The organism is Fictibacillus nanhaiensis, assembly GCF_042686385.1.
Taxonomy (GTDB): domain Bacteria; phylum Bacillota; class Bacilli; order Bacillales; family Fictibacillaceae; genus Fictibacillus; species Fictibacillus nanhaiensis.
In genome coordinates this window covers 133,825-156,414 of sequence record NZ_JBHUPF010000006.1, presented here as the reverse complement: position 1 = coordinate 156,414, position 22,590 = coordinate 133,825, and the positions used below count along the sequence as shown (strand labels likewise).

Below are 22,590 nucleotides of genomic sequence, written 5' to 3'. Positions count from 1 at the left end.
TATCGTTACGATTTGCTCATGAACCTTTCAGGTCAAAAGACCAGCTCATTATTTTCCAATATAAGGACCTATTATCTGTTTTTACCATGTACTCAAGGAATTAAAACACACCTATAGAATATTACCTTGATATTAAAAATAAGGGGTGTACGTTTGAATGAAAAGCTTTTTACGCAAGACATCTAGCTTCACATTAGCATGTACGTTTGTTTTTTCTGCTTTTTCTGGTGTATCTGCTGCTCCATCTACGAACAATTCAGAGCCAGAACTAGCACCGCTTTATGGGAAGTACAATTTAAACTCTTCTCATGTTACAAAAGTAATGGTGGAATTAAAAGAACCTTCTGTACTAGAAGCAAAAAAGAAGGGTCAAAAACAAACAAAATCCAATTTAAAATCAAAACGTGAAGCAGTGGTGAAAGAAATCTCCACACGCTCCAAAACATATAAAGTAAAAAAGGAATACGATCATGTTTTCTCTGGTTTTTCCCTAGAGATCGCAGCGAACGAGATTCCAAACCTGCTATCAACTCCGGGTGTAAAAGCGGTTTACCCTGATGTTGAATACCACACTACAGGTGATGACATGGGTGACCAATCATTCGACGATGTTTCGCCTCAGATGATGAATTCAGCCCCTTTTATCGGTGCCAACCAAGCTTGGGAGTCTGGCTATACGGGCGAAGGTGTGACGGTTGCTGTAATTGATACAGGGGTTGACTATACACACCCAGATTTGGATCAAGCATTCGGTGACTATAAAGGATATGACTTTGTTGATAATGACAACGATCCACAAGAAACGCCTAAAGGTGACCCTAGAGGAGCAGAAACTACGCATGGAACGCATGTAGCGGGTACAGTTGCAGCAGATGGCGGCATTAAAGGTGTAGCGCCTGATGCTACGTTATTAGCGTACCGCGTATTAGGTCCTGGGGGGAGCGGCTCGACTGAGAACGTAATTGCAGGCGTTGAAAAAGCGGTAGAAGACGGCGCCGACGTTATGAACTTGTCTCTTGGAAACTCATTAAACAACCCTGACTGGGCAACGAGTATCGCGCTTGATCAAGCGATGTCTGACGGTGTTGTGGCCGTAACGTCTAATGGAAACAGCGGACCAAACAACTGGACGGTCGGTTCACCAGGTACGTCAAGAGAAGCTATTTCTGTAGGGGCTACACAGCTTCCGTTCAACGTGTATGCAGCAACTTTAAAGGCAGGAAATGCTAGTTTTTCTTCCGCAAAAGTAATGGGCTTTCCGTCTGATGAGTCCGTTTTAGCTCTTAACGGAAAAACATTACCGATCGTTGATGTAGGCTTAGCAGGAACAACTGACTTTGTTGGGAAAGACGTTGCAGGTAAGCTCGTTTTAGCACAACGAGGCACGTATGCGTTTGTAGACAAAGCAACAAATGCAAAGAACGCTGGCGCTATCGGCATGGTCATCTACAATAACGTTGCGGGCGAGATCGTGGATGTGCCTGGAATGGCAGTACCAACGATCAAGCTAACGAACGCTGACGGCGTTCAACTTAAAAGCTTATTGAGTGCAAATCCAAACACAACGGTAACACTTGGCACCAAGTTTGATAAACAGGTCGGTGAATTGATGGCTGACTTCTCATCCAGAGGTCCTGTCATGGATACGTGGATGATCAAGCCTGATGTTTCGGCACCTGGCGTAAACATCGTAAGCACTGTACCGACTCATGACCCTGCAAATCCGCATGGATACGGTGCGAAGCAAGGAACAAGTATGGCCTCTCCACATGTTGCAGGTGCTGCCGCTCTTTTATTAGAAGCTCACCCGAACTGGGGTGTTGACGATATTAAAGCCGCTCTTATGAATACATCGGAAGATCTATATGATGCTAACGGAAAGCTATACCCGCATAATACGCAAGGGGCAGGAAGCATCCGTGTAGTCGAAGCGATTGAAACTGAGACGCTTGTATCTCCTGGCAGCCATTCTTTTGGCGTTTTCTCCAAAAAGAAAGGCAAGGAAGTTAGAGGCGAGCACTTTACGATTAAGAATTTAAGCAACAAATCAAAGGATTATTCATTTGACGTAGATCTAGAAGGAGTAAAAGTAACGACAAGCAAGAATTTGAAGATCAAAGGTAACAGCTCAAAAGACGTTAAGTTTAATGTACAAGTGGACGCTTCTAAGTTGGCAGCTGGCTATCATGAAGGAACGATTACCATCAATGACGGAAGCAACGAAATAGTTGTGCCTACGATTCTATTTGTACAAGAGCCTGACTTCCCTTCAATCACTAGCATCAGCGCTACAGCATTAGGAAATAATGCATTCACTTTTTCAGCTTACTTCCCAGCTGAAGCCGACAAAGTTGATCTGTTTCTATACGACAACAACCTGACGAAAGAGATCGGTCTGATCGGCAGCTACGAAGATGTTCCAAAACAGTATAACGATTTTCAGTGGGACGGAAAGATCTCAGGTCAGGCCGTCACACCAGGTAAATACCGTGTTGTCGCATTTGCGGCCAGAGGCGATAAGCTCGACAGTCGTTACACGGATGTGATCACGCTTCAATAAAAGAAATCCCTTGCCGAGCTTTCGGTAAGGGATTTTTTATGGTTTGCATTAGATGTTATGATAAGAAAAGAACAATCAGGAGGTATGTTATGAAACTATGCGTACTAGGTGCGACAGGAAGAGTCGGACAATATTTTACTAAAATGGCGTTAGAGAACGAAATAGCTGTTCAAGCATTGATTCGTAACCCAGATAAGTTTTCACAAACCATTTTAAATCAGATCTCTTATACAAAAGGAGATGTAGTAGATAAGGAATCCGTGGCTGAGGCGATGAAGGGCTGTGATGTCGTTTTTAGCGCTCTTTCAACAGACGGAGCTAATGTTCTTTCCGAGGGTATGCCTATTATAATTGAAGCGATGAAAAAGGAAGGCATCTCGCGTATCATCACGATTGGTACGGCAGGCATCTTACAAATTCGCACAGAGCCTCATTTACTTCGCTATCAATCATCTGAATCAAAGCGTAAATTAACAAGAGCAGCAGAGGATCATCATAAAGCGTTCACTCAGCTGCAAGAAAGCGGACTGGATTGGACCATTGTATGTCCCACATACCTACCAGATGGGGAGCCTACCGGTAAGTACCGAACGGAAAAAGACGTTTTACCGATCGACGGTTCTAAGATCAGTACTGGCGACACGGCTCATTTTGCGTTTTCTCTATTAAGTAAAAATGACTTTTTACAGTCACGAGTAGGCATCGCGTATTAAAGCCTTCGAGGCATCTCTTGAAAAAAATAGACACCAAGACCTAAGAAGCCCACTCCAATAAGGAAGATAAAAAACTTGATCAGCCATTTTGGAAATCGGCCAACTAGCTTATCTATAAATGCAACAAAGATAAACTCTACAAGAGCACCGAAAAACGTTTCTGACACACGGCCACCTTTGTAGTTCGCATCATAGCGCTTTTTGTGTTCGACCACTTCTTTTTGATAACGGATCCCATAAACAATAACGGCAATTCCGAATCCGCTCAGCACGACAGGTATGATCCAAAACCAGCTCATCTCTCATTTCCTCTCGTTACAGAAAAGACTTTTGCTGTATTACGTCTTCAGCAAAAGTCCCCTGGTTTTTTTATGAATAATACGGCGCGATCATCAAATACACAATAACACCTGTCAAACTTACATAAAGCCATAGTGGCATCGTCCAACGTGCAATCTTACGGTGCTTCTCTACTTGCATGTTAAAGCCTCTTGTAACAGTAATCAGCGCTAGTGGTACGATAACAATCGCAAGCAAGATGTGTGTGATCAAAATAAAGAAATACACATACTTAAGCGGGCCTTCACCGCCATAAGACGTAGACTCTGTAAGATAGTGATACGTTACATACGACAGCAAAAAGAAGGTTGTACTCGTAAATGCCGCTAAGATAAAGCGCTTATGCAGCGTGATGTTCTTTTGTTTAACAAAATAAAGAGCAGCAAGCAAAAATACGAAAGTAAAGCTGTTAAAGATCGCGTTCAAACGCGGTAGCAACGTTACATCAAATGCGATTTCTCCCTCATACTCCGGCAGGAAGAACAATACCGCAACAAGTACATTGATCGCGATGGATAATCCAATAATTAGCGGTGTATAGTTACGCTGTTTCGTTTCAGCCATTTGGTATTACTCCTTTTCCACTAAAAGTCTTTATAACTTCTAAGATTCCTTATTATTTTACCACTCAAGACCCTATTCACAAACATATAGGCAGCTGAAAACAGCATTCCCCATACAAGTGTCAATAATTCTTCAAAAAATAAGAAACTTATTGGACATACACCCTGGGGTATTTATGGTTGCGAATGAAGATCAATCCAGAAGTTTGCGCCATCAATCCAAAAGATTTTGCGTTGAATCCACGAGTTTCGTGCCTGAATCCACAAGTTTTGGCGATTTATCCACGAGATGTCATTGTTCGACATTTTTTGCAGCAGTTATACTCCTGCCCGTCGCCCCCAAAAAGAAAAAACCGGCACACGGCCGGTTCTCCTCATCCTATCACTTATATGAATTAAGCTTTCGCAAATTGCTCCTCATCCACTGTAGCAATAAACTTCTCTACTTCGCCAACAACGGATGCTACACATCCTTTTTCAAAAGGAGAGATCAAACCCGCTTCTTCAACGAGCTTTGTAAAAGGTAGACTTCCTCCCTTTTGACACAGTGCGAAATAATCTTCCCATGCACGCTCAGAATTCTCGCCAGCACGCTTCCAAAACTGAAGTGCACAGATTTGAGCGAGCGTGTAATCAATATAATAGAAAGGCGAGCGGAAAATGTGACCTTGTCTATGCCAAAAACCGCCGCTTTCTAAGTACTCTAGCCCATCATAATCACGATGTGGTAAATAAGTTTTTTCAAGCTCTCTCCACTTTAAACGGCGTTCTGATGGCGTCGCATCCGGGTTGTCGTATACAAAGTGCTGAAACTCATCAACTGCAACACCATACGGGATGAACTCTACAGCACCCGTTAAGTGAGAGTATAAATATTTTTCTGTGTCCTTACCAAACAACTTATCCATCCATGGGTACGTTAAGAACTCCATACTCATAGAGTGAATCTCACAAGCTTCCAGTGTAGGGAACTGGTATTCAGGCACTTCGAATCCTCTGCTCGTATACATCTGGAACGCATGACCAATCTCATGCAGCAATACGCGAACATCGTTATCTGAACCATTGAAATTTGTAAAGATAAATGGTGCCGTATAGTCCTGTAGATACGTGCAGTACCCGCCAGGCGCTTTACCGCTTTTACTTTCAAGATCCATGAGCTCATCTTCTGCCATATAGTTGAAGAATGCCCCCGTTTCTTGTGAAAGGCCACTAAAGACCTGTTTCGATTGATTAACGATCCATTCAGCATCTCCTTGAGGCTTAGGATTGCCCGTTGTAAAGCTGAACGACTCATCGTAAAACTTAAACTCATCGAGTCCGATGCGCTTTTGCTGACGCTTCTTTAACTCTGTACAAAGCGGAACGATGATTTCTTTAACTTGCTCACGAAACACTTTTACATCCGCCGCGTTATAATCCGTTCTTCCCATTCGGTCGTACGCCAATTCTGTAAACGTAGAGTATCCTAACTTTTTAGCGATTCCCGTTCGTAGCTTTACGAGCTCATCGTAGATCGAGTCAAACTTTTCTTGGTTGGAACTCAAGAAAGCATTAGCAGCCTTGCTCGCCGCTTTTCGTGTTTCACGCTCTGCCGATTGAACGTATGGAGAGAGTTGTGCTAGGTTCAACTCTTTTCCGTCAAACTCGATCTTTGCTGATGCCATCACTTTTACGTACTCTGAACTCAATTTGTTTTCTTGCTTAAGATCCTCTAATACATCTTCAGAATAGGTTTTCACTTTTAATTCTGCCAAGCGGAACAGCTGACTGCCCCATTTACTTTCAAGCTCGTCTTTAAAAGGGGATTGAACAAGCGCTTCATGAAACGCCGTAACCATACCTTGATAGACTGGCAGATTTTCATCCATGAATGCTTGCTCTTCCTTATAAAAAACATCTTCCGTATTAATCGTGTGGCGAATCTTCGCTAGCCTTGCTTTTGATTCAAAACTATTACGAAGCGCTACGACTTTTTTCATCGCTTCATTCTGCTCATTCGCCGAACTCGCGTCTTTAAAAATCTGTACAGCTTCTTCAAATTCTCTTTTTAGGCTTGCAACATCAGGTCTTTCATATGTAAATTCACTAAATTTCATTCAAAAAGCCTCCCATTCATTTACATTCCATTCCTGTAATACCAATTCTACAATCTATTGCTTTTCTCCTGTAATCACCTTCCCTTTTTCGGTAGAATGTAAGCAGAGAAACTAATGGCGGGAGACAAATGTTATGAAGAGCTTTCAATCTGATCCTTTTAAAGGAACTTTCGGCAGTCTTGAAAATTTAGCAGACAAGATCAGCGACGTTTTGTCGTGCCCTGTAACGATAGAAGATCAGAATCACCGACTCCTTGCTTACAGTACACATGAAGACGGAACAGACCCTGCGCGTATCGCGACCATCATCGGACGGCGCGTACCAGAAAAAGTAGTGAACAGTTTGTGGAAAGACGGCGTGATTCCTAGACTGCAAGAAAGCGATGACCCTGTTCGTGTAGGCACGATACAAAACGTCGGGCTTGGCGACCGGGTCGCGATATCAATTCGAAAGAACAATGAAGTTCTCGGATACATTTGGGTTCTTGAAGTAGAAAAACAACTAACAACAGACGATATGCAATTGTTAAAGCTTGCTGCTGCTTCAGCAAAAAGCCAACTTCTCCAGATGCAGATCGGCACAAAAAAGAAAGAAGAAAACCGGCAAGAGCTATTTTGGAAGATGCTTACGGGCAACCTTCCTCAAGAAGAGCATATTTTAGAAAAACTGCACGAACTCAACATCTTGCCAGTTCTTCCAGCAACTGTTTTTATTCTGCAACTGGAAGAAGAGATAACACCAGCGATTGAAAAAGATATTTTATATCTCGCTGCAGTCAACCAGAAGATCAATGTTCTCTTATCAGCGGCTGACGCGAATCAAATGCTCCTCCTCGCCTCACCTGTTGGCAAAGAGCCACCTTTGGAGCTTGCAAAGTCTTTTGTAGAATCCTTTTTCACACATATGAAAGAGCGATTTTCTGTGTCAGATATTAAAGCAGCTTACGGCAGTCTGGTATCCTCTTTTTCAAACGTGGAAAAAAGTTATAAAGAGGCTTCGAGTGTATTAGCTGTTCAGGAAAAGCTTGGCGGAGAAACGTTGGCCTTGAACGGCTATCATGAACTTGGCATCTACCAATTTTTAGATACCATTTATGAAAAACAACAAAGACAGAACTATCGCAATGAAATGATCAGAACGCTTCAAGCCTATGATGCTCAGCACAAGACAGAGCTTTATCACACGTTAGAAACGTATCTGACGTTAGATGAAAACCTGAACAAAGCATCAGAAGTGCTTCACATTCATATGAACACTTTACTTTATCGTCTTAAACGGATCAGCGAGCTTACGAATATTGATATGAAAAGCCCTCATCAAAAAATCATGATCTATCTTGATTTCAAGATGAATCGGTTATTCAAACAAGAGCGTTTGTGAATTATCACAAATGCTTTTTTTCATTTTCTAGATTCCCCACAATGAAAAGCTCATTTCCCCGAACTATACTGAAATCACAAATGAAAACGCACTCAAAGAGTTTACTTATATAGGAGGATTCACAAATGATTATTGGAGTTCCAGCAGAGATTAAGAATAACGAAAACCGCGTAGCAATTACGCCATCAGGTGTTATTACACTAACAGCAGCAGGCCACACAGTACTTGTAGAAAACAATGCAGGTGTGGGCAGCGGATTTACGAACGAAGATTATGCGGCAGCAGGCGCTGAAATCGTAGCAGAAGCACAAGATGCTTGGGCAGCTGAAATGGTCATGAAGGTTAAAGAACCTTTAGCTTCTGAGTACAAATACTTCCGTTCAGATCTTATTCTTTTCACATACTTACACTTAGCTGCAGAGCCAGCATTGGCAAAAGCACTAACAGAGAGCGGCGTTACAGCGATCGCTTACGAAACAGTAGAATTCAACCGTACGCTTCCACTATTAACGCCGATGAGTGAAGTGGCAGGACGTATGTCTGCACAGATCGGTGCTCAGTTCCTTGAGAAGCCAAAAGGCGGAAAAGGCATCCTTCTTGCAGGTGTACCAGGAGTACGTCGCGGTAAAGTGACGATCATCGGTGGTGGAGTTGTAGGAACAAACGCAGCAAAAGTTGCAATCGGACTTGGCGCTGACGTTACGATCATCGACCTTAGTCCAGACCGTCTTCGTCAATTAGACGATATTTTCGGAAACAGCATTCAAACATTAATGTCTAATCCATTAAACATTGCACAAGCTGTAGCTGAATCTGATCTAGTAATCGGAGCTGTACTAATTCCAGGAGCAAAAGCACCTAAATTGGTAACAGAAGAAATGATCAAGTCCATGACTCCAGGATCTGTAGTTGTTGACGTAGCGATCGACCAAGGTGGTATCTTTGAAACGGTTGACCGTATCACAACACATGACAACCCAACATACGACAAGCACGGAGTTGTTCACTATGCAGTAGCAAACATGCCTGGTGCTGTGCCTCGTACGTCTACGATCGCACTAACTAACGTAACCGTTCCTTATGCACTACAAATCGCTAACAAAGGTGCACAAGCTGCAATCGCTCAAAATCCATCATTAAAAGCGGGTCTTAACACGGCTGGTGGTTTCGTAACTTATGAAGCAGTTGCAACTGGCCTTGGTTATGACTATGTTTCAGCTGAAGTTGCATTAGAAAAAGCCGTTCAAACGGTATAATCGATTACATGATAGAAGCTAGCCTCAAAAATTTGAGCGCTAGCTTCTTTTTTATGTATTCCTAATGATGTACGTTTTCGACAGACGTGAATCTTTTGTTATGAGGTAATGCACTTTTATACGAGGTAAACAGCAATAATTCCGTAAATAACAGATTTATATCCGTACATAAATTTTTTTATCCGATTTTTCGCCAAGCTGAACATCGTCCCCTACATAATAACCTCACAATTAATAGTCTAAATAGCACTTTTTACCCAGTTGTTTACACAATCTTAATATTCTCATAACCTTTTCAAAATATTATCGGAGTATAATTCCACATTGTAAGACAACTCGGAAAAACAGGAGGCAATTATGACTATTTCTAAAAAGGTATTTTCAGTTGCAATGGCAGGAACACTTGCCATTAGTGGTTTAGCTATAAATCAAGCATCTGCTGATGAGAAGCATAAAAAGAATGAGATCAGAAACGTGATCTTTTTAATCGGTGATGGTATGGGGCCAACTTACACGACTGCATACCGTGCTTTTAAAGATAATCCAAAAACTCCGATGATGGAAGAAACAAAATTCGATGACTATTTAGTGGGCATGCAATCCACTTATTCACATGATAAGAAGGAAAGTGTAACAGATTCAGCTGCTGCTGCCACATCAATGTCTGCAGGAATCAAGACCTATAACGGTGCTATTGCTGTTGATATGGAAAAACAAGATGTAAAAACCGTTCTAGAACAAGCGAAACAAAATGGCAAGTCCACCGGATTAGTGGCAACATCTCAAATCAACCATGCAACACCGGCAGCTTTCGGTGCACATGATGAGTCACGTGAAAATTATAACCAAATCGCTGATGATTATTACGATGACATGGTGAATGGAAAGCATAAAGTAGACGTTATACTTGGTGGCGGTACTAGTTATTTTGAGCGTAAAGACCGCAACATCACAGATGAATTTAAGAAAGACGGCTACTCTTATGTAACGAACAAAGATCAGATGCTTAAAGATGACAATGAACAGATTCTTGGATTGTTCGCTCCAAAAGAGCTTGATAAAAAAATAGATCGCCCACAAGAACAGCCTTCTTTAAAAGAAATGACGAACTCTGCATTAGACCGCTTGAACAAGAATGACAAAGGTTTCTTTTTAATGGTAGAAGGAAGCCAGATCGACTGGGCTGGTCACGACAATGATGTAGTTGCAGGAATGAGTGAAATGGAAGACTTTGAACAAGCTTTCCAATCTGCAATCGAATTTGCTAAAAAAGACAAGCACACACTTGTAATCACAACAGCTGACCACTCAACAGGCGGTATGACAATGGGTCGTGACGGAGATTACAAATGGGATCCTGCTTCAATTAAAGCAGCAAAGAAAACACCTGACTATATCGCGAAGCAAATCGCAAAAGGTGCACCTGTAGAAGAAACATTAAAGAAATATATCGATCTTGAATTAACACCTGAAGAAGTTCAGTCTGTTAAGGATGCAAAAGAAAAAAGCGGTGATGTTTTAGAAATCGATAACGCCATCGAAAAAATCTTTGATCTTCGTACAGGAACAGGCTGGACCACTGATGGGCATACGGGAGAAGATGTTAACGTTTATGCATATGGGCCAGGTATGGAGAAATTCTCTGGCAAGATCGACAATACCGACACAGCCAAAGAGATTTTTTCAATCTTAGAAAAAAGTAAATCTTCTTTCGGAAAATAAAATTTGGACATCTAGGTCAATCTAACAAAAAAAGCATCCCGTTTCTTTACGGGGTGCTTATCTTTTAGGAGGTGCATCCATGCCTTTCAAAGGTTGGATCATGCTGATTCTGTCAGCTTCTTTAGTTACGGGCTGCGCGTCGGAATCGGATAAGAAAAAGGATACCCATGAAAACCATCAACAACATGAATCAAATAAAGCGAAAACTGAAAATCAGCCAGAAAAACAAACCTATACCGATAGCTCTCAAGCTTCAGATGATACAAACTTAACGGAAATCAATAAAGAAGTGGAAGACCAAGATGGAGTCATTACGTTAAAGAAATATGCAAAAGTTAATAAACAACTGCAGTCTGATTCAATTGCGCTTACGATCGATGAAGTGAAAGTATTACACTATGCACCATCTGTAGATCTGATCGATTTTTTTCATGGCTATACGAAACAAGATGAATTTCCTTACGTTCGTGTAAACGTAAAAATTGCAAATAAAGGTAAGGAAAGTGTTCATTTTAACCCAGTAGCTAATATTAAGACTGATCAAGGTGAAACCGTAACGTGGAAAGAAGATTTTTACCTGGAGGAACTAAACGGAGAGATTAAACCCGGAGAAGAAAAGATGGGCAGCTTAGGATTTATACTAAACAAAACGAATATTGAAAACCTAAAAACAATAACCATTACATCAAGTGAAGTGGTGGATGATCAGGAAAAATCTATCTCAGATCCTATAACTCTGACTGTTGATTTATAGACTAAAAAAACATCCATGCAGGCAACACTGCATGGATGTTTTATTTTCCGGGAAATTTTTGTCGAATCATAATGAATTACGGTAGAAGCTTATAGAAGTCCTTCCTTCTTCAAGAAATCTTCCGCTACTTTCTTAGGTGACTCTCCTCCAACATTCACTTTATAATTCATCTCTCGCATTTCATCATCTGTAATTTTTCCCGCCAGCTGATCCAACGCATCCTTTAATTCTGGGTACTTCTCTACGGTTTCTTTACGAAGCATAGGTGCACCCTGATATGGAGGAAACAGCTTTTTGTCGTCCTCTAATACGGTAAGTTTATATTGACGCAGTTCGCTGTCTGTAGAGTAAGCATCTACGACATCGATCTCTTCCTTTTTCACCGCGTTATATCTTAACTTCGGCTCCATCGTTCTTACATTCGCAAACTGAATATCGTACAGTTTCTGGATTCCTTTGTAGCCATCTTCACGATCCGAAAATTCGAGCGTAAAGCCTGCATTTAAGCTTTGGCTGACACTTTTTAAATCTGAAATCGTCTTTAAGTTGTACTCTTTCGCCAACTGTTCAGGAACAGCAAGCGCATACGTATTGTTATATTTCATCGGGCTTAACAGCTGCATATCAAACTTACTTTCCATCCCACGTCGAGCTTGTTCATATACTTTTTCGCTATCTGTACTTGTTGCGTTCTCTTTTAAAAACTCTGCGATCGCAGTTCCTGTAAATTCCGGATAGATGTCGATGCTTCCAGATTTCAATGCATTAAAGACAAATGAAGTCTTACCGAGTCCTGGCTTCAGCTCCACATTTAAATCGGTTTCTTTTTCAATTAAGAGTTTGTACATGTTGATCAAAATCTCAGGCTCAGAACCTAGCTTACCACCGATCACGATATCTTCTTGTCCGCCTTTCATTGCAAAAGGAACAATTATGACTAAAAGAGCCGCTATCAAAAATGCACTGACGGTTGTTAACGCTCTTTTAAACGATAGATGTTCAAACCTCCTAAGTAGAAAATCAAATAAGATCGCAAGCAATGCCGCAGGGACTGCCCCAAGCACGATCAACATCGTGTTATTGCGATCAATACCGAGCAAGATGATATCACCAAGTCCACCCGCTCCGATCAATGCTGCGAGCGTAGCTGTTCCAATGATCAGGACCATGGACGTTCTGATTCCCGCCATTATAACGGGCATCGCTAAAGGAAGTTCTACTTTCATCAATCTTTTCCTGCTGTTCATCCCCATCGCTCGCGCCGCTTCAATTAACGAAGAGTCGACTTCTTTAATTCCGGTATACGTGTTTCTTAAAATCGGAAGCAGGGCATAAACAACAAGTGCAATGATGGCTGGCACCTTACCAATCCCAAACAGTGGAATCAAGAGTCCTAGAAGAGCAAGTGACGGAATGGTCTGCAACACGGCGGTCACTCCGATGATCGGTTCAGCCAATCTTGGTTTTTTCGTTAAATAGATACCTAGAGGGATTGTAATCACCACAGCAAAGAGGAGAGCGATAAACGAAATCTGAATATGCTCAATAAGTGCACTTACGAGTTCACCTTTTCGATCTTGAAATACTTGTAAGAAACTATTCATCTCTGCTACCTCTTTCCTGCAATTGATCTGCAAGATATTGAATAACAGCCTTTCTGTTTAGCGTTCCTATGATCGCACCGTGATCTTCAACCGTAACTTCATTTTCACGGGTTAGCATATCGAGTGCCTCTTTTATACTCGTTTTCACTGAAATGGATGCTAATTGATAATCCAATCCAATTTCATCCGCTTTCAATGGAATGACAAGCTTTCGAAGATCCATATTTTCAACAGAACTCACACTCTCTGTTCCTACAAAATTTCTTACAAAATCATCGGCTGGGTTTTCGAGAAGCTCTTCTGGTGTTCCAACTTGTACGATAGATCCTTCGTTCATCACACAGATCCGATCTCCAAGTTTGATCGCTTCCTTCATGTCATGCGTTACGAAAACAATGGTTTTCTTGATGTTTCTTTGCAGGTTAAAAAGATCTTCCTGCAGCTTTTCCCTGCTGATCGGGTCAAGTGCACTAAAAGGTTCATCCATAAGAATTATGTTAGGATCTGCAGCTAACGCTCGCACGACACCCACCCGCTGTTGTTGTCCACCAGAGAGTTCTTTAGGCTTGCGATCTCGATATGTCTTCGGATCTAAACCGACCATCTCAAGAAGCTCGTCCACTCTCTTACGAATTCTCTCTTTGTCCCATCCTTTTAACTCGGGAACGATACTGATATTCTCTAGAATCGTCATATGAGGAAATAAAGCGATCTGCTGCAGTACATACCCGATATTCCAACGTAGTTCATCAATATTGTAATCACTGATTCTCTTGTTATCGATGGAAATCGTGCCTTTTGTAAGACTGATCAGCCGATTGATCATCTTAAGCATCGTCGTTTTCCCACAACCACTCGGACCAATCACGACAAAAAATTCTCCTGGTTGTATCGTTAAATTCAAATCGCGAACGGCAGACGTTCCATCACGGTACTCTTTAGAAACATTGTCAAAAGTTATCATACACCTGCTCCTTAGTGTGCTTTATCTATTACTAGCAGTATTTCCGTTTATTCTGTAATCAATAATCAATCTACCCTATGTATTGCACAAAGAAAGAGAATGTAAACTACTCTTGTACTATATATTTATATGGTTTATTGATTAATTACAAAAACTGCCTTATAATGGGGAACTGTTGTGTTAAAAGTGTTTCGTGTTTCGCGGTTCGCAAACTCCCGCGTTATCAAAACTAGGAGGAATTTTTATGTTTAATTTTTATTTTGGTGTAGCTTTTGCACTGGTTAATTTTATATTGTTTTTAACGTGCTATAAGTGGTTTGGCCGTATGGGGTTGTTTGCTTGGATCGCAGCAGCTACCATTCTTGCTAACCTGCAAGTTGTTAAAACGATCGAGATGTTCGGGCTTGTAATGACTCTCGGTAATGTGATCTATGGAACGATCTATTTAGCAACAGATCTAATCAACGAGAAGTACGGGGAAAAAGAAGCGAAAAAAGCCGTTTGGTTCGGGTTCTTCACGCTCATTATGACGACGATTATCATGCAGATGGTGCTCGTGTTCCAACCGCACGAAAGCGACGTCTTCCAGCCGCATCTTGAAGCCATCTTTGGTTTTATGCCTCGCCTTGTGATAGGAAGTCTCGCTGCTTACTTGATCAGTCAGTACCTAGACGTTAAACTTTTTGCGAAACTGAAGAAAAAGTTCTCACGCCCTGACCAACTCTGGATTCGCAATAACGGAAGTACGATGGTGAGTCAGCTGATCGACACGGTTATCTTTTGTACGATTGCATTTGCTGGCGTGTTCTCATGGGATGTTTGGATTCAGATTTTCTTTACAACCTATGTGATTAAATTTGTAGTGTCAGCGGCTTCCACGCCGTTTATCTATATTGCAAGAAGCTTCAACCATCCGGAAGAAGACCTTCAGAAACCAGGCGTTTAATAAACTTTGTTGCTCTTGAAGAGCAGTTGATTTCCATTCCAGGATGCTCGCTTTCCGCGGGGTGTGCGGTGAGCCTCTTAGCGCTCTGCGCTATTAAGAGTCTCACCTGTCCCACTTATCCCGCAGGAGTCTCGCACCTTGCATTCCAATCAACATACCGAGATGAAATTCAAGAGCATTAAGAGTGAAGGGTAAGACCAACTCGCATAAGGAGATGGACTTACCCTTTTTGTTATGATTGTAGAACTATGTCAGCCACTTTTATAAGACTTTTATGTAGCTTCCCTTTTCAGCACGCTTCTTTGCCTTCGCGTTCATTTCTTTGATTTTATTGGATATATGTGAACCAGTTATTGGTTTTCTGTCAATGATGACCGTTGGATCGATCAACCGGGGTTTTCCTTTTAAGTGAATTTCAAACTCAATCTCGTTTTCTTCTAGCTTCACTGGATTTATGAGCTCTTCATATCGAGCGGCTAAGGAAGACTCGCTCGATGTTCGGACTTTTTGAAGGACTTCTTCATCAGTAAGCTTAAAATCTGATAGTGTAATAACATCCAGCTCTAGAGCTTCTTTGAGCAATTTTGTTAGTCGATCATATCCGTATACGTTCAGGGGATTCATGAAAAAATCTAAAACCTCTTTGTAATACGCTTCAACGAACCATTCAGCCTGTTCCGTTCCTTTAATACAAATTAATCCTCGTGATACACACAATTTCTCCATAAAACGACCAATCTCAAGCTTTGAAAGGTAACCGTATCTATACATATCTCTTAGTGTGTAGTCGATGCGGTCCGCACACAACAACGGTAATGGTTGCTCTAATAACGAATGATCACCTTTCATGATCTCTTCAATGGAAAATCCATGATGTTTCAATATACTTGGAATTTCTGAGTCCATAATGGTTTCCTCAAAGATTTCTTCATGAAAGTCTTCTGATTCATTATCCAGTACAAAATCTATCACATGAGAAAATGCAGTGTGGGAAACATCGTGAAGGAGCCCAGCGATCTGCTCTTGAAGTGTCCCTCCTAATTTTCTGATCAATAGCATTACGCCAACCGAATGCTCATATCGCGAAACGTTCCATTCCTTGTTTACAAGAAAAGAAGCACCGCCTTGATGAATGCCTTTTAAACGTTGTACCGGTTTAGACAATATTAAATCCTGCAACACAGGTTCAACTTCGAAAAAACCATATATATCATCAACTATCATGCCTTTTCCCCTTTTTTTGTTTTTTTCATTTTAACATACCTGAAATCTCCTTCACTCCACATTTACAGAACAACCATTTGTTAAGATTTCCCCTCATATAGACCTTATTTTCTTTAGAATACTAGGGAGATTCTGACCATTCTTTCACCATTTTCCTTTGTTAGCATAATGATTGTGAAACCTGCTTGTTGCATGAGGCGAGTAGGTTCACGATCAATCAATGATAAGGGGATGAATGATTTGAGCATGAAGAAGAAAGCTGTTGCATCATTACTTTCAATGGGGATTATTGGCTCATTCTACAGTACTTCCACACTCGCTTACGACCCGTCAGAACAAGTTCAAACTGTCGCACACCGCGGCGCAGCAGGCTATGCACCAGAGAACACGATGGCGGCGTTCCACAAAGGTGTAGATATGAAAGCTGACTATATTGAAATAGACGTACAGGAAACAAAAGACGGTGAGCTTGTTGTTATTCATGACGTTACATTAGACCGAACAACGAACGGAACGGGATATGTGAAAGACCATACGCTAGAGGAGATCCGTCAACTTGATGCTGGAAGCTACTTTGGGGAAGAATTTAAAGGAGAAAAAGTTCCTACTTTCGAAGAAGTTCTTGATGAGTTTCGTGGAAAAACGGGTATACTGATCGAATTGAAAGCAACCTATTACTATCCTAACATTGAAGAAAAAGTTGCAGCAGCCATAAAGGAAAGAAACATGCATCTACCTGCTCATGATAAGATTATCATTCAATCATTTGAGTCTGAATCTATGCAACAGATGGACAAGCTTTTGCCTCAAGTTCCAGTCGGGGTACTGACTTCTCGTTCAACAGATCTAAGTGAAGCAAAACTCGATGAATTTGCTACATATGCTGAATTTGTAAACCCTAGCAGAACGCTCGTTAATTCTTCAGTAGTTGATGAGGTACATGAGCGTCATATGGGTATCATGGCTTGGACGGTTCGAAATCAACAAGAAGTTCAACCGCTCTTAGACGCAGGTGTTGATGGAATCATTACAGACTATCCAGATTATACGCCAAGACATAAATCAAAATAAATGATTATAAAAAGTGTTGAAGCTATGGGTTGCTTCAACACTTTTTTATTTAATTGATATTCTCTTTGATTATTTTGCATGGGTTACCTACAGCTACACAATTAGCTGGAATAGATTTTGTGACAACACTTCCCGCTCCGATTACGGTATTTTCACCTATCGAAACACCCGGTAAGATAACGGAATTTCCACCGATCCAAACATTGTTTCCGATTGTCACAGGCTTTGTGTTCGTTCGATATGGCGCTTCATTTGCTTGTGGATGCTTATTGATTCTTTCCATCACGCTTATAGGGTGTGTTGCCGTGTAGATTTGGACATTAGGTGCGATCAGTACGTTTTCCCCAATCGTAATCTTGTTGTTATCTAACAAAACACTGTTAAAATTAATGAAAGTATTGCGTCCTATCGATATATTTTTTCCGAATTCACATTGAATGGGTTTCTCAATCCAAACCCCTTCTCCAACGCTGCCTAATAATTTCTTTAAGATCTGTACTTTGCTTTCGGTCTCATCCACGCTTGTCGAATTAAAGGTCTCAACAAGCTTTTTGGCATCGAACGACATTTGTAAAAGTTCAGGATCTCGAGTGTTATAAAACTCACCGGATAGCATTCTGTCAAACTCTTTCATCTAATCCCCCCATGGTTATTTTTCTTATTACCATCTAACAATAAAAAAGCATAGAAGTCCAAAACTTCCATGCTTTTTGTAATTTATTTATGTTTAGCCAATACTTCATCCAACTTTGCTGATTTTTCATTAAGCTTGTTATTGATCTTTTCATTGAGACTCAACCACTGGTTCATCTTCTCTAATGCAAGCTTCTCATTATTTGCTCGGAAAGCATCGTGCATCGCTTTTTTCGTTTCATGTGCTTGGCTTTGCAGAGTTCTTAACTCCTGATGAATCTGATTCATCTCCTGCCAGCCGGCTTTATGTGAGCTTCGTTTTTCTTTTACATTCTTTTCTCCAGCCTTTACGTGCAGGTCGAAAAGCTGGTCTTTCTTTTTAACGATCTCTTTTTGGATCTCTAATCGTTCGATCTTAAGAGCGTTCGCTTTGTGAACCTGCTCCTCAAAATTTTTCATCTGCTTAAAGTGTTGACCTCTCTTATGTGCCTCCACTTGGATCTTTTCTTGGTTGGCAGCCGACACTGTAACCGCACCACTCGTTAGAACGGAAAACGCCAGTGCAAGAGGAATAAACTTTTTCATCACACTCACTCCTTTAACTTTTATACAGGTATCATTTGTTAAAGGAGCGTAAATCTTACGTTCATATGTATGTAAATTCTTTGACATTTCATCATAACTTTTTGAGTGCACGGTTGACCGTCTCTCGTCTTAGACCAACAAACTGCCCGATCTCTTCTTGAGTCAGCACTTTTTCAATCTGGATATCCGGAAAATAATTGGCGAACCAGTTTTGAAGCTTTCTAATCTTTCCTTCTGGCGTCAAAGTAGACATCTGATTGATGCGCTGCTGCATCATTCTTAATTTCGATTCCAGCAATAATGCGACTTCTTTATACTTGGATGGGTCTTTTTCAAGTGACCGATACCATTGCTGCGGTTCGATCCGCGTGATCTCACACGGTAACAGTGCTATAGCCGTTCCGTTATACTCGTTCGGACTCGTCAATGAATGATGCGGAATCACTTCGCCTGGAATAATTAAATTCAACAAAACCTGGCTTCCATCTTCATGAACACGAACAATCTTTAATAAGCCGCTATCTAACCGAAATAATGGACCTTCCTCTCCTTGCCTGAATAGAATCTCACCTTTTGCCATCAGCATGTATCGTCCTCCCCTTGCGTGTATCGTATGTATCACCTATTCTACACATCCTCCATATGCTTGTAGGTAAGGAGGATGAAGATCTATGAAACTTGCTTCGTTTATGCAAGAATTAACCCTATTGTACAGCATTGCTCTTATCGGTTATATCCTTCGAAAGAAAGAGATCTTACCATCTGGTAGTGAACGTACTCTTTCAGCACTTTTATTAAATGTAACGTTACCTGCATTGATCATCTTCGGAATGGATGTTTCCTTTTCCATTGAAAATCTTAAACAGTTCGGTTTGCTTTCTATGATGTCTGCAATCGTATTAATGATTTCCTCACTCTTTTCTTGGTGGACCGTAAAGCGGCTAACGATAAAAAACACACAGAAAAATGCCTTAGAAGGAATCATGATTTTTGGGAATCAAGGTTTTCTAGGCATCGCAGTCTGTTTTATATTATTCGGAAAAACAGGAGTGCTTTTTGCAACATTCTTTAATTTTGTTTATTTGCTGTGGATTTGGACGTATGGTATTTATCTCTTTGCTCGTCATTCCAAAGTTTTGCCGTGGCGAAGTGTCTTTTTAAACCCTGGCGTTATTTCAACACTGATTGGCTTCATTCTTTTGCTTCTGCCAGGTACCCTTCCACATGCTTTATCGAACACATTAGAAATGCTAGGAAAACCTACCGTTCCGCTTTCTATGTTATTGATCGGTGTTCTTCTAGGCGGATTGCCTTTTAACCATTTAATTAGTTTTTTTAAAAAATCACACTTATGGCTAGCGAGTTTTTACAAGCTTCTTCTGTTTCCGATTCTATTAATTCCTTATATTTTCTTTTCCTTACCACTGGAACTTGTAGTCGTAGCCGTTCTAACAGCTGGCATGCCTTCTGCTCCTACCATCTCGATGTATGCAGAGCGTTATGGAGAGGACGCCTCTTTTGCTGCAGCGGGTGTTATGTTAAGTACAATTCTTTCCTGTCTAACCATCCCACTGTTATATGCACTCGTGTTAATAATCTCTTCCTTTACCGGAGTCTGAGATCTCAAGCAGAATCTCGGGGTACGGTGCAAAGAACGTCTGACCAAGAATCTCACTGTCTTCAAAACGGATCGCGTACGACTTCAAAATCGTAGCCACACTAGAAAAGGGTTCTTTTTTGTTTGCGTACTTTTGAAGAAGCTCTTCAAAAAAGGCAATTTCTTTTACTGAAAGATGCGGCTGAAACCGTTTGAATATCTCGTACGCCACTTTCCGGTTAGAATCGCTTCTTGCCGTACGATTAAACAGCTTGTTCATGGCTTTTGCATATAGTTGTATCGTTCGTTCTTCTCCATTTTCTTGTTCTTTTTTCAAGATCCGGTTCATCACTTTTAACGTTGGGTTGCTATAGGCCATAAACAGAAACTGATTTTTCTCATGAAAGCTTTTAATCGCTTGAAGCCCCTGCGGCAGTATGTTTCTAAAAGCAGCGAGCGTAAAAAGCTTCGTATAAAAACGATCACGAATCGTAAAGTTATTTAACCTTCCTTCTTCTTCAATCGCTAAATGTGAATATAGTTCAGCAACTCTGCCGCCAAACAACCCGCTCGAATGCCCAATCGCAGGACCTTTTTCAGTAGAGGCATACACCTTCACTTCTTTTAACCCACAAGAAGGAGAACGCGTCTTCAGAATAAACCCATCTGTATCAATGATTCCAGCCAGATAACCATCTGAAAATGTACGCATTTCGTTCGTGACATCACGTTGCGTTGATGGCTGAAGAAGAAAATGATCCTCACCCTTTTTCACTATACGAATCGTTTCTCGTGGCGTTCCTAGCCCGATTTCTACTTCTGGACATACCGGAACAAAATCTACATAGTCCATCAGTTTTTTGATCACATCATTATATATGACATCACCGTTATAGCGGCATGCTTCAAATTCAAGACACTTACTTACAACTACACGTGGTCTAGCGAAGGCTTCCATTCCAAAACTCCCCTCGATCTTTTTATCAGTGTTCCACTTTTAGATGAATTATTAACATAATTTCTGTAAAATGTTGGTTAGGAAGGAGCGATTTGATGGCTTACTATGAAGATCTTCGGAAATATGTAGGAACCGCACCACTCATCTTACCTGGTTCTGTTGTTATTATTGTGAATGAAAAGGATGAAATATTATTACAACATCGGACCGATGGCGGATGGGGATTACCTGGTGGCCTGATGGAGCTTGGTGAAAGTTTTGAAGAAACGGCGATTCGTGAAGTAAAAGAAGAAACAGGACTCGATGTTGAGGGCTTGACCCAGCTTCATGTCTATTCGGGCCAAGATCATTATATAAAGAATGCAAACGGTGATGAACTATATGCCGTGACCGCAGTGTATACGGCTCATTCTGTAAGTGGCGAACTGACCATTGATCACGATGAATCACATGATTTTCAATATTTTAAACCTGATCAGCTTCCTAAAGACACGTTAGGCGGTGCACGAACATACATAACGAACTATATAGAGATGAAGAATCAGAACAAAGCTTACCGGTAATTAAGCCGGTCGCTCTGTTCTTTTTTCGTTAAATTTTAGTTCAATATAATCGCATACCGGCTCATAACCGATATTTTGATAGATTTTATTTGAAGTAGGATTTGAGAGATCCGTATAAAGGGTGCAGAACGAAAATCCTTCACTCAACAGGTAATCGCTTAGTGCAGCAACACAAGCGCTCGCATATCCTTTACCTCTAAGATTCTTAGGTGTATAAACCAAATTGATCGAAACACCTTTAATATTCGGTCGGGTCTTAGCTGCCATTGAAACCGGCTTGCCATCCTTTTCCCATATGAAAAGGAATTTGCTCTCCACACGGACTTTTGCATACTCTTTTGCTTCAGTCATCGTCATAATTTGCTTCGTTTCTTCCGTCATTTCTACGATCCAGTGAGGCAAGAAAGATAAGTCAGCTTTTGTTGCCTGTCTTAAATGGCCGGTTCGGGCTGCAGGCTGTATAACAGAAGGCAGTGTATAGAGACGCAGATCCATCAGCAATTTCTCTTCTAGATGATGAGCGGTCGTCCACTCTTGTGCAAACACCTTTCCAACAGCTTTCGGCGACATTACTTTTTGTACATAATAATCTTCATCGATCAAATAATGAACCAAATGCGGCACAGCTGCAACACCATCTGATTCCTCTTTTTCTAAAAGTAATAACGCATAAGGCGGAATAAGCATGGCTGATAGCATGATTCTTCCATTCTGTTTAACAGTAGCTAAAAAAGGCTGCTCGCCCTCCCATACTTTGTCTTGGAAACGCAGGCAGTTGCCAAGCATGATCCCTGCCCGATCCTCCTGACACAATAAGAATTCTTCTACTTCCCTATAAAACGCTGTTATAGACGAATAACGAGTTACCTCCATGATCGTGACCCTCTCTTTATCTATTAAGTCTGTAATCTTATCTATTTCCTCTCCCTTAAGAAAGATTCCTTCTTTTTAGAGATTTTTGAATGAGTTGATTTCCGTTACAGATGCTCGCTTTCCGCGGGGCAGGCGGTGAGCCACATTCGTACGTTTCACGTATAAGTGTCTCACTTGCCTACCTG

At 41.1% G+C, this 22,590-nt stretch carries 21 protein-coding genes; 10 read left to right on the top strand and 11 right to left on the bottom strand.

Annotated features, from left to right (window positions below):
* The first annotated feature begins 157 nt into the window (after positions 1–157).
* Both ACFS5O_RS04540 and ACFS5O_RS04535 read left to right on the top strand, forming a co-directional pair.
* The gene (locus ACFS5O_RS04540; protein ID WP_205724873.1) at positions 158–2,560 is read left to right on the top strand and encodes a S8 family serine peptidase; all 2,403 of its coding nucleotides are present in this window, start codon (positions 158–160) and stop codon (positions 2,558–2,560) included.
* An 89-nt stretch (positions 2,561–2,649) separates the two neighbouring features.
* Positions 2,650–3,273, top strand: a complete 624-nt coding sequence (locus ACFS5O_RS04535) for an NAD(P)-dependent oxidoreductase (protein WP_205724872.1) — start codon at positions 2,650–2,652, stop codon at positions 3,271–3,273.
* Here the strand turns inward: ACFS5O_RS04535 and ACFS5O_RS04530 are convergent.
* From ACFS5O_RS04530 to ACFS5O_RS04520, 3 genes are all read right to left on the bottom strand, one after another.
* Positions 3,270–3,572, bottom strand: coding sequence for a hypothetical protein (locus tag ACFS5O_RS04530; RefSeq protein WP_205724871.1), 303 nt, complete (start codon positions 3,570–3,572; stop codon positions 3,270–3,272). The two genes, ACFS5O_RS04535 and ACFS5O_RS04530, sit on opposite strands and share 4 nt — an antisense overlap.
* A gap of 70 nt (positions 3,573–3,642) precedes the next feature.
* Entirely contained in the window at positions 3,643–4,176 is a 534-nt protein-coding gene (locus ACFS5O_RS04525) for a DUF420 domain-containing protein (protein ID WP_066399222.1), read from the bottom strand.
* A gap of 394 nt (positions 4,177–4,570) precedes the next feature.
* Positions 4,571–6,274, bottom strand: a complete 1,704-nt coding sequence (locus tag ACFS5O_RS04520; protein WP_205724870.1) for a M3 family oligoendopeptidase — start codon at positions 6,272–6,274, stop codon at positions 4,571–4,573.
* A gap of 133 nt (positions 6,275–6,407) precedes the next feature.
* On the opposite strand from ACFS5O_RS04520, the gene ACFS5O_RS04515 reads away from it, so the two are divergent.
* From ACFS5O_RS04515 to ACFS5O_RS04500, 4 genes are all read left to right on the top strand, one after another.
* Positions 6,408–7,655 (top strand): PucR family transcriptional regulator, encoded by a 1,248-nt coding sequence (locus tag ACFS5O_RS04515; protein ID WP_205724869.1) that lies wholly within the window; start codon positions 6,408–6,410, stop codon positions 7,653–7,655.
* Between the two features lie 125 nt (positions 7,656–7,780).
* On the top strand, positions 7,781–8,911 hold the full coding sequence (gene ald / locus ACFS5O_RS04510; RefSeq protein ID WP_205724868.1) for an alanine dehydrogenase: 1,131 nt from the start codon (positions 7,781–7,783) through the stop codon (positions 8,909–8,911).
* A gap of 357 nt (positions 8,912–9,268) precedes the next feature.
* The gene (locus ACFS5O_RS04505) at positions 9,269–10,633 is read left to right on the top strand and encodes an alkaline phosphatase (RefSeq protein WP_205724867.1); all 1,365 of its coding nucleotides are present in this window, start codon (positions 9,269–9,271) and stop codon (positions 10,631–10,633) included.
* Positions 10,634–10,712: 79 nt separating this feature from the next.
* Positions 10,713–11,387 carry a DUF4352 domain-containing protein gene (locus ACFS5O_RS04500; RefSeq protein ID WP_205724866.1) on the top strand — a complete coding sequence of 225 codons (675 nt, stop codon included), beginning with the start codon at positions 10,713–10,715 and terminating at the stop codon, positions 11,385–11,387.
* A gap of 89 nt (positions 11,388–11,476) precedes the next feature.
* On the opposite strand, the gene opuFB is transcribed toward ACFS5O_RS04500, so the two are convergent.
* Positions 11,477–12,991 (bottom strand): osmoprotectant update ABC transporter permease/substrate-binding subunit OpuFB, encoded by a 1,515-nt coding sequence (opuFB, locus tag ACFS5O_RS04495; RefSeq protein WP_205724865.1) that lies wholly within the window; start codon positions 12,989–12,991, stop codon positions 11,477–11,479.
* Positions 12,984–13,955, bottom strand: a complete 972-nt coding sequence (locus ACFS5O_RS04490) for an ABC transporter ATP-binding protein (protein WP_205724864.1) — start codon at positions 13,953–13,955, stop codon at positions 12,984–12,986. Before ACFS5O_RS04490 ends, opuFB begins: the two co-directional genes overlap by 8 nt.
* 244 nt (positions 13,956–14,199) lie before the next feature.
* On the opposite strand from ACFS5O_RS04490, the gene ACFS5O_RS04485 reads away from it, so the two are divergent.
* Positions 14,200–14,901, top strand: a complete 702-nt coding sequence (locus ACFS5O_RS04485) for a queuosine precursor transporter (protein WP_205724863.1) — start codon at positions 14,200–14,202, stop codon at positions 14,899–14,901.
* Between the two features lie 261 nt (positions 14,902–15,162).
* Here the strand turns inward: ACFS5O_RS04485 and ACFS5O_RS04480 are convergent, their stop codons facing one another.
* Entirely contained in the window at positions 15,163–16,125 is a 963-nt protein-coding gene (locus tag ACFS5O_RS04480) for an HD domain-containing protein (protein ID WP_205724862.1), read from the bottom strand.
* Between the two features lie 246 nt (positions 16,126–16,371).
* Between ACFS5O_RS04480 and ACFS5O_RS04475 the strand changes: the two genes are divergently transcribed.
* Positions 16,372–17,196 carry a glycerophosphodiester phosphodiesterase gene (locus ACFS5O_RS04475; protein WP_318300145.1) on the top strand — a complete coding sequence of 275 codons (825 nt, stop codon included), beginning with the start codon at positions 16,372–16,374 and terminating at the stop codon, positions 17,194–17,196.
* Between the two features lie 49 nt (positions 17,197–17,245).
* Here the strand turns inward: ACFS5O_RS04475 and ACFS5O_RS04470 are convergent, their stop codons facing one another.
* The 3 genes from ACFS5O_RS04470 to ACFS5O_RS04460 form a co-directional block, all read right to left on the bottom strand.
* Complete coding sequence (locus ACFS5O_RS04470; protein ID WP_205724860.1) at positions 17,246–17,830, bottom strand: sugar O-acetyltransferase; 585 nt, start codon at positions 17,828–17,830, stop codon at positions 17,246–17,248.
* Positions 17,831–17,913: 83 nt separating this feature from the next.
* The gene (locus ACFS5O_RS04465) at positions 17,914–18,414 is read right to left on the bottom strand and encodes a hypothetical protein (protein WP_205724859.1); all 501 of its coding nucleotides are present in this window, start codon (positions 18,412–18,414) and stop codon (positions 17,914–17,916) included.
* A gap of 91 nt (positions 18,415–18,505) precedes the next feature.
* Positions 18,506–19,000 (bottom strand): Crp/Fnr family transcriptional regulator, encoded by a 495-nt coding sequence (locus ACFS5O_RS04460; protein ID WP_205724858.1) that lies wholly within the window; start codon positions 18,998–19,000, stop codon positions 18,506–18,508.
* Between the two features lie 85 nt (positions 19,001–19,085).
* On the opposite strand from ACFS5O_RS04460, the gene ACFS5O_RS04455 reads away from it, so the two are divergent.
* Positions 19,086–20,033 carry an AEC family transporter gene (locus ACFS5O_RS04455; RefSeq protein WP_205724857.1) on the top strand — a complete coding sequence of 316 codons (948 nt, stop codon included), beginning with the start codon at positions 19,086–19,088 and terminating at the stop codon, positions 20,031–20,033.
* Here ACFS5O_RS04455 and ACFS5O_RS04450 read toward each other — a convergent pair.
* Entirely contained in the window at positions 20,004–20,969 is a 966-nt protein-coding gene (locus tag ACFS5O_RS04450) for a YbgA family protein (protein WP_066399259.1), read from the bottom strand. The genes ACFS5O_RS04455 and ACFS5O_RS04450 overlap by 30 nt on opposite strands.
* A 95-nt stretch (positions 20,970–21,064) precedes the next feature.
* On the opposite strand from ACFS5O_RS04450, the gene ACFS5O_RS04445 reads away from it, so the two are divergent.
* Positions 21,065–21,532: an NUDIX hydrolase gene (locus ACFS5O_RS04445; protein ID WP_205724856.1), complete on the top strand. Its 468-nt coding sequence runs from the start codon at positions 21,065–21,067 to the stop codon at positions 21,530–21,532.
* On the opposite strand, the gene ACFS5O_RS04440 is transcribed toward ACFS5O_RS04445, so the two are convergent.
* Complete coding sequence (locus ACFS5O_RS04440) at positions 21,533–22,405, bottom strand: GNAT family N-acetyltransferase (RefSeq protein WP_205724855.1); 873 nt, start codon at positions 22,403–22,405, stop codon at positions 21,533–21,535.
* Between the last annotated feature and the right edge of the window lie 185 nt (positions 22,406–22,590).